At 64.3% G+C, this 10790-nt stretch carries 5 protein-coding genes; all 5 read right to left on the reverse strand.

Going from position 1 to position 10790, the window contains the following annotated elements; all coding sequences use genetic code 11:
* Position 1: 1 nt before the first annotated feature.
* Positions 2-6664, reverse strand: coding sequence for a filamentous hemagglutinin (locus DIE22_RS33330; protein WP_260426827.1), 6663 nt, complete (start codon positions 6662-6664; stop codon positions 2-4).
* Positions 6665-7129: 465 nt separating this feature from the next.
* Entirely contained in the window at positions 7130-8122 is a 993-nt protein-coding gene (locus tag DIE22_RS39080; RefSeq protein WP_260426828.1) for a filamentous hemagglutinin N-terminal domain-containing protein, read from the reverse strand.
* Between the two features lie 460 nt (positions 8123-8582).
* Positions 8583-9434, reverse strand: a complete 852-nt coding sequence (locus tag DIE22_RS33335) for a 3-hydroxybutyryl-CoA dehydrogenase (protein WP_124607066.1) — start codon at positions 9432-9434, stop codon at positions 8583-8585.
* 38 nt (positions 9435-9472) lie between these two features.
* Positions 9473-10666 carry a beta-ketothiolase BktB gene (gene bktB, locus DIE22_RS33340; RefSeq protein WP_124607067.1) on the reverse strand — a complete coding sequence of 398 codons (1194 nt, stop codon included), beginning with the start codon at positions 10664-10666 and terminating at the stop codon, positions 9473-9475.
* A gap of 48 nt (positions 10667-10714) precedes the next feature.
* A partial coding sequence (locus DIE22_RS39395) for a 4Fe-4S dicluster domain-containing protein (protein WP_133168007.1) occupies positions 10715-10790 on the reverse strand: 76 nt, incomplete at its 5' end.

The raw sequence follows: 10790 nt of genomic DNA on the forward strand, positions 1-10790 counted from the left end.
CTCATTTCCCCGGGATATGCCACATAGGGTCAGTTTTCGGAATTGTCTTACCCGTGAGTGGATTCACAGCTTGACCGCTCGCGTTATTGTACGAGCCGTATCCGTATGGATACTGATACGGGCCTGAGGTAATGGGATCCATAAAACGGAAACCCGTCGTGTTGGGACTCAACCCATTGCCGCCCGACCCACCCTGAAACTGAATGCCCTTGCCATTGTTCGCCAATGTTGGGCCAGTAGCACCACTTGGCACGGGATAGGCAACCCCGTTCGGCGAAACGATGAAATTCGGTGCACTGTTTCTAGCCCCGCCAAACGCCATCGGATTCGGGCTTAGGACGCTGACGCCGTTACCTTCGTCGACGATCGAACTCTCGCCCAGTTGGGCTCGCTCCTTACTCTGCTGCTTGTGTAGTGCGTCTTGCTCGCGCTGCGCCTCGCTCGTGTGCTCCAGCTCACTGTTGTTCAGCGCTTCGTTCTGAGCCGCCGTCACCGCACCCTGCACGTTCTGACCCAGCAACCCTGCCACTGAGCCGCCCGAGATCATCGCAATTGTCGTGATCGCCGCGCGTTCTCCATCGGTCAGATTAGAAGCACCACCCGCCTGATCCACGAGGAACGGCGATACCAGCGCGCTCATGGCCCCGCCGATCGCACCTCCGCCACAACCCTGCCCGGTCGTCGCACCAGCCGCGCAACCAAGCGCGGCGTGCGCAAGCCAATAGCCCGGCCTTCCCACCTCAATCGGCGAGCCCTGAACACTGGCAGCATTGCCGATTGCAAACGCCGCGGCCGCCGCCACATCGCTCACTGCGCTGTTGCGCAGGTTCGTCAGGAAACTGCCACCCTCGATCGCGGTTTGAACGCCGGCCTGAAGGACCGACTCGGCCGCAAGTGCGCCGATCGCGGTCGGTAACGAACCCGTCGCTGCACCCGCCTGCGGCACAAGCGTATTCCCTACCGACTGCACACCCGCAAGCGCAGACAGACTGTTCTGCGACGCATTCCACGACCAGCCCACGCTACCGCTGTCGAACGTGATGCCGTTCGTCAGGCCCGCCGTCAGCGCTGCCACACCGCCGGTCTCCAACATCTTCCCAACACTGAACGAGCCGCCGGAATTCAGTTGGCTCATCGCGCTGTTCATCATGCCGGCGAACCCGGCCGACAACGCAAGGTTCGCCGTGCCCGCGCCAACCGCCGCTGTCGTCGTGGTCGCCGGAACCGCCGCCGCGAAGGTCGTCCCCGACGCTGCCGACGCCAACGCGCCGATCGCGGCCGATGCCGCCATCCCCGACATGATCGAGAGGCCAGTAATGACCACCGTCATGAAGAGCTGGTCGTACCACGCGTCGCCGTCGACGACATCCGTATGCAGGTTGTCGCTAACCGACTGCTGCGTAAAATTCCCGCCGAGCTTCGTCTTCAGGTCCGACAGCATCTGCTGCGTCGCGGCCTGATTGACGCTGCCGTCGGCATTGACCTGCTGCAGCGCCCCGCCGATCTGCGCGATCGACTGCGCGTTGAGCTGATAGTTGGCGGCCGACATGAAGCCGCCTTGCTGCACCACGGTGCCCGTGGTTTGCAACAGCATGCCGTCCTGCCCGGTCTGATAAATCGTGCCGACGTTCGTCGAGCGCTGCTCGTTGGTCAGCGAGTTCGTGTTGACCGTCAGGTTCTGCGCCGTGACGGTGCCAGTGTTGAGGATGCTGTTCGCGTAGTTGAGCGTGACGTTGGTACCCGTGATCTCGCCATCGGCGTTCACGACCGCATAGTTCTTCGGCAACAGGACTTCGGGCATCAATGCCTGCACCGTCGGGCACGACGCCCCACCGGTCGTGCTGCAACCCGGTTCCGGCACCGACTGCTCGACATACCAGAGCATCGGATGATCGACCATCGCCAGCTGCGCGTCCGACAACTGTGTCCCAAGCGCGATGTTGTGGTCCTTCGCGTACTCCAGTGCCGCACCGTAAAGCGCCGCCTTGTCCTGATTGGCGATCGATACCTGGCTCGTGCTGTCCGTCGCGCTCGTCGTGCTATAGAAACTGCTCTTGCCGGTCGCTTGCAGCGCCGCCTGCTCGATCTGCTGATTTTCCGTGTACGGGTCGTAGTAGAACGGCACATTGCCCGGCTGCAGATTCGCCGGCAAATTGGCGATCAACGACGCCGACGACACCGTGTCCACGACCTGCGCTGCCGGATTGTTCGTCAGGTAGGTGACCGTGGTCGTTTGCCCCGAAATCGTCTTGACGATCGCGCTCAACGGCGTGTTCGCCTGTGTGACGATCGGTGCGACCGGCGTGCCGACGGTTCGCGCACCAATCGGCGTGTTCGGGGGCAAGCCCGTCGAGCCCGTCACCGACGTCGGCTGGCCGCTCGCGTCGACGACCTGGCCGAACCCATTGACAGTCGTCGCCACACCAGCCGGAGCCGACACGGGCCCAAGCGAGATCACCTGCCCCGACACGACGGGCGGTGGCGTAAAGACGTTCGGATTCGTGATCCCGTTGACGAGCTGCGAACCCGTCAGCGCGACCGACTGTCCGATCACGTTGCCAGTGTTCGTCAACGTCGGCGAGTTCACCGCGAGCGAGTTACCCGCCTGAATCGTGGCTGGCACAAAATCCGACAGACCGACGTTCGACGGCAAGCCGGGCGCGGCCTGCGCATCGCCGAGACTGAACGCCCCGCCGTACAGGTTCTGGCAGGTCGCGGCCGCCCCTTGGCAGCCCCACGTGCGAATGCCGGCGGGGTTACCGGTCCAATACGCATGCAGGTATTGGTTGTCGCTGGACGCGCTCGAGCTCGCGTTGATCGTGGCGTTGTTCAACGCCGTCACGAGGCTGCCCGTGTTGCTGAACACGCCCGCCGTAATCGACAGGTTGTTGTTCGCCGTGATCGTCGCCGGCTTGGCCGACTGCACCTCGATATAGGCTTCGCAGTTCTGCCCGCAACCCGAGTACGGCGACGCCGTCCCGTAGTTCTGATGGATCGTGGCCGGCGCGGCGATCGTGTTCGTGACGGTCGTGGCGTTGATCTGGACGTTGTTGCCCGCCTCGATCGCGCCCGACGTATTGGTCACGCTCGACGCTTGCGTGGCGGTGCCGGCAGTCGTGCCTGCGCCGCCGATCACGATGTCGTGCTTCGCGACCAGGTTGCCGTAAGTGTTGTTGACCTGGTTCGCCGCGATGACGATGTCGTGGCCCGCGGTGACGGTGTTGGCAGTCTGCTGGTAGCTGTAGGTTTCCGAGTTCGGATTGGTCGTGCCGGTTGCCGTGCAACCCGTGTAGCCGGACGCACAGCCAGCCGTCACGCTCTTTGAACCTGTATTCGCACCCTGATTCGTGAAACTGGCCGCGTGCACCGTGACGTCGTTATTCGCGATAAGCGTGCCGGTGTTCGTCAGGTTGCCGCCCGACAGATTGAGGTTGTTACCGGCAAGAATCTGGCCGGTCGGACCCTGCACCGTGACGGTCGACGACGTCGTGGTCGGCATGACCGTCCCTGGCTGCGCCAGTTGAATTTGCGGTCGATCGATACACGCCGCGTTGACGATCAGGCAATTGCTGAACGTGCTCGGGTTGAACGAGCTCCAGATCGATACAGCGGCTGGCACCTGCGACAGCATGGCATTGATCGAAGCCACATCGACCGTATCGGTCACCGTCGACGTATATGACGAGCCGCCATTGTTCAGCGACTGGACGTTCACATTGGCGTCGTGACCGGCGCTGACCGTGCCGCCCTGGTTATTGAGGGCGTTGGCCGTCAAATTCAGGTCGTGGCCGGCCGCGATCACCGATTGGGTGGTCGACACGGCGCCGACGGTCGTCGTCGTTTCCGTGACGGTCGGCAGCGTGATGGTTTTCGTGGCGATTGCCAGTGAGGCATTCTGTGGCGTCTCGACGAACCAGAGGTTCGCAACCTGCGGCGTGCCGAAATTGTTGTTGGTGCCGATTACCGTCGGCACCTGGACGAACGTGATCGTCCCGGATGTCGCCACCGGCGCGCTCGACGGGAAACTCGACGGACTGACCCAATAGGTACCCGACGGCATATTTGCCGTGACGGTGCTCGTGCTGGCCAAGCCATCGGGTGACAACAGATCCGCCAGCGACGCGTTGTAGGTCCACGATGCCTCGATACAGCACTGTTGACCGGCGTGGTACCAGCGGGCCGCCGTGATCGACTCCGTTCCAATCCCGAGCGCCATCGTCAGCGCGGGATTGGTGACCGTCGTGGTCGTGGTGGTCGTAGTCGCGCTCGCCGAAGCGGAATTGTTGATATTGTTCGCGGTGACCGACAGATCGTTGGTCGCGGTCAGCGTGCCGCCCGCATTTCCAAGGTCCCCACTCAGATTGATCGTCGCATTGCCGCTGCCTGCCGGGCTACTGCTGTTGCCCGCCTTCGTGATGCCGCCCGAGTTGTCGTAGCTCGCCCCCGAGATCGTCAGCGTGTTGGCGGCCTGCACCGTGCCGGCATTCGTTCCCGAACCATTAAGCGTAAACGCGTCGTTGGCCGTGACCGTGCCGCTCGCCGCGTTCGCAAGCGAGCCGTTGATCGTCAGGCTGTTGCCGTTGACGGTTCCGGAGTTCCCGACAGCCCCGTTCAGGGTCAGCGAACCCGAACCCTGATTGATCGTGCCAGCGTTGTTGATGCCCTGCGTTGCCGAGACCGTAACCGCCGTTCCAGGCAGCATCCACGTCCCGGAGTTGCTCACCGACTGCGCGGACAGGTTCAGGCCGTTGCCGCCATTGACGGTCCCATAGCTTGCTACCGACGGATCGAGCGTCTGATTCGGCAGGTTCAGCGTCGCGATGTTTTGCCCGAGAATCCGGCCGTTCGTATTGTCAAACGAGCCGTTGCCGCCCGTAACCGTCACGGTCGTGTTGCCGATTGCGGCCGTCGGATTGTTGACGTCACCCGAGTAAATGAGGCCGTTCGTGTTATTCAGGCTGCCGGTCGCCAGGTTCAGCGCGTTGGTCGCGAGCAAACCGCCCGAGTTCGTCGTCGCGCCCGAGACGTTGAGATTCGCCGTCGGCCCGTAGATCGTTCCCGAGTTAGTGAGGTTCGTCGCGGCGACAGTCGCCGTTTGCAGCGACGACAGGCTGCCCGTGTTCGTGACGGTCGTACCCGACACGTTCAGGTTGCCGGCCGCCATTTGCGTGCCAACGTTCGATACCGTACCACCGGCCAGCGTCGCGTCGCCCTTGAACGCAGCGGTGCCGCCCGTCGTGACGCTCTGCGTGCCAGTGATCCGCGTCGTGCCGCCCACCACCGCGTTCGCGGTCGTCACGTTCGCGCCCGACAACGTTGCGTTGCCGCCTACCGACAACGCAGGCGCGGTGGCGCTGAACGGCTGATTGAGCTGCCCCGCCGAGGTGTCGAGGTTGTTCGTCGCCGTCGCGGCGAGGTTGCCGCCAACCGCCACGCCCTGCGTCGTGATATTGGTCGCCGTGAGATTCGCATCCTTCGATGCGGTCGTCTGGCCATTCAGCGTCAGGTTCTGGCCCGCGTTCAGGTTCGCGTTGCCAGCCGTCGAAACAGCACCGGCCACCGTCAGATTACCCGCCTGCGCGTTGGCGTTCAGATCGCCCAAGCTCTTGACGCTGCCCAGCGCGTTCACGTCCGTGCCGGCGGTGATCGCGGTCGCTCCGCCCGACAGCGCGTCGCCTGTCAGCGTCGCGCTTCCGTTGGTCGCCGTGAGCGTGCTGGTGCCGACGACCGTCGTCGCACCGACCGACAGGTTTTGGCCGGCCGTCGCGCTCAGATTGTTGCCGGTCTGGATGGTGCCCGAGACCGCGACATTATTGCCCGCATTGAGCGTCGTGTCGTTCGCGACGCTGATCTCACCCGTGCCGTTGATGTCGCGACCTGCCGTCACGCTCGCGTTGCCGGTATTGCTCACCGCAAGACCGCCGTTCAGGCCCACATCGCGTGCAGCGGCAATCGTCGTGGTCTGGCCGCTCTGGACCGTGCCGGCGATCGTCGCATCCTGCTCGGCGGTGATGTTCACAGCGCCTGGCGTCGACACCGCACCCGCGACCGACACGCTGCCCGCACTCGATCCGATCGATGCGTTGCCGCCGCTGTAGACCGTTCCACCCAGGTTGACGCCCTGCTTGCCGCTCGCATTCAATGCACCAAGCGCGACCACGTTGCCGGTCGTCGAGAGCGTCCCGCCATTGGCCGCGAGCGTCATATCGCCGATCGATGCGGCCGCGCCCTGCACGCTCGTGCTGCCGCCCGATGTTACGTTCAGGTTCCCGCCACTCGTGACGTTCCCGCCGAGCGTCGTGTCCTGCCCGGCTTGAATCGTCACCGTACCCGGTGCGGACACCGTGCCGCCGAAACTTGCGTTCGAGCCAGCCGTCGCGTTGACGGTGCTGCCGCTCTGTATCGCGCCATTGAGCGCAATCGCCTGACCGGCATTCAGGTTGACCGCGCCCTGCGAGGACGAGACATCCCCTTGGCCCGTAACCGAGCCGGCTTGTGCCGCAATCGATACCGGCCCTTGAGCCTGCACTGCGCCGCCGACCGTCGCGTTCTGGCCTGCCGTCACCGACAGCGCCCCATTCGATAGCGCGCTACCGTTCACGGTCGCCGAACCCGTTTGCGCGGCGATCGTGGTATCTCCAACGCCCGATACCGGCCCGTTCACGGTCGCGTTGCGCGCGCCCGTCAACGCGACCGTGCTGCCGCCCTGCACCGCACCGTTGACCGTCAGATCCCGTCCGGCCTTGGCCGATACGGTGCCCGGCGCGCTCAAGCCGCCGACCGTCAGATCGCCGTTGGTCGTCTGCAGCGCGATGTCGTGCGCCGTCAGTGAGTCGATCGTCATCGACTGACCGGCCGTCAGATTGGCCGCGCCGTTTGCCGCAACCGATGCGGCCTTCAGATTACCGCCGGCCGTCATCGTGACGTTCTGGCCGGCCGACACCGAACCGGGTGCGTTGATGTCGCCGCTCGCGCTCACCGTGTAGTTCTGGTTCGCGAGTCCGGTGCCGCCGATCGTAGTATTGCCGGCGCTGACCAGACTGACATGCTGATTGGCAAACGTTTGTCCGACCGACACGTCGCCGTTCGCGTCGACGACGACGTTACCCGCCGTTGCCGACAGCGGCCCTTACGTGTTCACGCCCATGCCGGCAGCCGTCGAAACGATGTAAACCGTGCCGCTCGTCACCGAGCCATACTGGTTCGCATCGACGGCAACCGCCTTGCCGATCGCCGCAGCGGTGTTCACCGCGCCGTTGGCCGTTGTACCGTAAGCAACACCGCTCGCGCCGGCGGTCGGCGTGACGAGCTGGTTGCCCGTCACCACGTTCACCCGCTGGTCCGCGCGCAGCGGCGCGTTGATGTTGACGCTTTGCCCAATGAGATCGATATTCCCGACCGTGCCTTCGATGCCGGCACCGGGACCGTTCACCCCCGCCGGGCCATCGATCGAGATGTTGCCCGAGCGAACGTCGAACGCCACCGCGCCGGCGTGCGCAAAATCGGTCGCGGTGCCGCCGATGCCGGTGAGAAACTGCGGCGTGCCTGTCGTCAGCGTGAGTCCGGGTACGTTCGTCAGCGCCATCCCGTTCACGGAAATACCGCCTGGCGCCGCCACGATAACGGCCGCCGGCGAGCCGAACACCTCGAGCGGCCCGTTCAGCGTCGCGATGTTGTTGGACGTGACCTGGTTGATGATGGTCGTCGCGGGCCGGCCGTTCAGGTTCGGGTTGGCGCCGAGCGTCCCACCGAGCAGCGGCGTGCCCGCCACCGTACTGTTATTGAGCACCAGGCCGCGCGAATCGATGTCGAACGACTGGTATTGCCCAACGCTGATGCCGTTTGCATTGGCGCCGGGAATGTTGATCGCCGGCACGCCCGTGGTGGTCTGCGTGACGGACGGCTGGAATGGAATCGGCGCGCGCGGGTCGACGATCGGCGCGGCGTGTGCGGTCTGATCCATCAGAAGCACGGCCGGGCTGAAGTACATCACGACCGTCATGACCCAGGCGGTCGCTTTGAGCCAAAGCGCATGCGTTTCGCGTTTCAGCGAAGCATGGTCGAACAGGATCGTCTGCTTGGCCGTTCCCCGTTGAACGTGCCGTTTTTCGATTTCGCGCATCACGCGGCGCATGGTTGATCTCTCTTGGTATTTGCCGCAGATATTTACATATGCGGAGCCGCAAGATGATCAAGAATTGTCATGACACGCAATAAATGCGTCGTCATTTATTACACCCCGCTTTCATCTTCGGCTTTTATTTTCTATCGAATCAATCTCCCGTACCGCGGTCTCTTTTTGAGGCCTGCGACGGAAGTCGGTGATCATACCGGATCGCGCACATCGTGTGCCACATTGGCTTTGCCGTCAGCACCGGCAAAAACCGTACAGTGTTCGCACGAACATCCCGCGTGGGGAACAGGTCGACAAAAGCGACGCGGAATGAACTCGTTCCGCAAAGAAAATATGCCATTCACCCGCGCCAAATAAAAAAGCGGATGGCAAGCCGACACCGGATAAACCACAGCATCCGATGCAACTCGCCATCCGCGTTGAAGACCTGTCAGTCCTCCACGACGTATCAAGCGTAGTCGTACACCCCGCGCCCCGTCTTCCTCCCCAGCCGCCCCGCCGACACCATCTCGCGCAGCAGCGGGCACGCACGATATTTCGTGTCGCCGAAGTCCTTCAGGAACACGTCCATCACCGCGAGGCACACGTCGAGCCCGACGAGATCGGCCAGCGCGAGCGGCCCGATCGGATGGTTCGCACCGAGCTTCATCCCCGCGTCGATCTCCTCGGCCGACGCGATCCCTTCCGCCAGCACGAAGAACGCTTCGTTGATCATCGGCACGAGGATCCGGTTCACGACGAAGCCGGGCGCGTTGCGCACGCCGATCGGCGACTTGTCGAAACGCTCGGTCAGCTCGCGCACGGCCGACGCGGTCGCGTCGCTCGTCTGCAGCCCGCGGATGATCTCGACGAGCGGCATCAGCGGCACCGGGTTGAAGAAGTGCATGCCGACGAAGCGCGACGGATCGGCGAGCAGCGCCGCGAGCGCGGTGATCGAGATCGACGACGTGTTGGTCGCGATGATCGCGTCGGGCCGTGCGACCGATTCGATCTGCTTCAGGATGCGGCTCTTCAGCTCGACGTTTTCGGTCGCGGCTTCGATCACGATGTCGACCGCGGCGAGCTTCGCGTAATCGGTCGACGTCGTGATGCGCGCGAGCGCGGCATCGCGCGCGCCGGCGTCGAGCTTCTCCTTCGACACGAGCCGCTCGAGGCTGCCCTTCAGGGCGGCGACGCCCTTGTCGAGCGCCGCGTCGCTGACGTCGATCATCACGACGTTGAGTCCTGCAACGGCGGCGGTTTGCGCAATGCCGTTGCCCATGGTTCCGGCGCCCACGACGCCGACGGTTTCGATGGTCATGACGATTCCTGTGTGTTCGGGTGCTGAGCGTTCGATTATCAGATGTTCTCGAAGATCGCCGCAATCCCCTGGCCGCCGCCGATACACATCGTCACGAGCGCATAACGCCCGCCGATGAGCTTCAGTTCGTACAGCGCCTTGACTGTGATCAAGGCGCCCGTCGCGCCGATCGGGTGACCGAGCGAAATGCCCGAACCGTTCGGGTTGACCTTGGCCGGATCGAGGCCGAGTTCCTGCGTGACCGCACACGCCTGCGCGGCGAACGCCTCGTTCGCCTCGATCACGTCGAGGTCGGTGATCTTCAGGCCCGCGCGCTCGAGCGCCTTCTGCGTGGCCGGCACCGGGCCGATGCCCATGTACGCCGGATCGACGCCCGCATGCGCATACGCGACGAGACGCGCGAGCGGCTTCACGCCCTGCGCGCGCGCGGCATCCGCGCTCATCAGCAGCACCGCGGCGGCCGCATCGTTGATCCCCGACGCATTGCCGGCCGTCACCGTGCCGTCTTCCTTCACGAACACCGGCTTGAGCTTCGTGAAGTCGTCCGGGCCGGCGTCGTGACGCACGTGCTCGTCGGTGTCGAACGCGACCTCGCCCTTCTTCGTGCGGATCGAGATCGGCAGGATCTGATCCTTGAAGCGCCCTTCCGCGATCGCGCGCGCCGCGCGACGATGCGATTCGAGCGCGAGCGCATCCTGCGCATCACGCGAAATGCCGTACTTGCGTGCGACGTTCTCGGCCGTCACGCCCATGTGGATCGTCTGGAACGGGTCGTGCAGCGCGCCGAGCATCATGTCGACGAGCTTGCCGTCGCCCATGCGCTGGCCGAAGCGCGCGGCCGGCACGGTGTACGGCGCGCGGCTCATGTTCTCCGACCCGCCGCCGATCGCGACGTCGGCATCGCCGAGCATGATCGTCTGCGCGGCCGACACGATCGCCTGCAGGCCCGAGCCGCACAGCCGGTTCACGGTCAGCGCCGGCGTGTGCTGCGCGACGCCGCCGTTGATCGCCGCGACGCGCGCGAGATACATGTCCTTCGGTTCGGTGTTCACGACGTGGCCGAACACGACATGCCCGACCGCGTCGCCCGGCACGTTCGCGCGCGACAGCACTTCGCTCACGACCTTCGCACCGAGATCGGTCGGCGAGAAATCCTTCAGGCTCCCGCCGAAATCGCCGATCGCGGTACGGACACCGCTCACCACCACGACTTCCTTCGCTGCATTGCTCATCGTCTCACTCCGGTTCGTTCGCGCCCGCGGGCGCGGGGATGCGTTGCGTTACATGTTCGGGTAATTCGGCCCGCCGCCGCCTTCCGGCGTGACCCACACGATGTTCTGCGTCGGGTCCTTGATG

It is taken from the genome of Burkholderia sp. Bp9142, from assembly GCF_003853415.1.
In the GTDB taxonomy this organism is placed as follows: Bacteria; Pseudomonadota; Gammaproteobacteria; order Burkholderiales; family Burkholderiaceae; genus Burkholderia.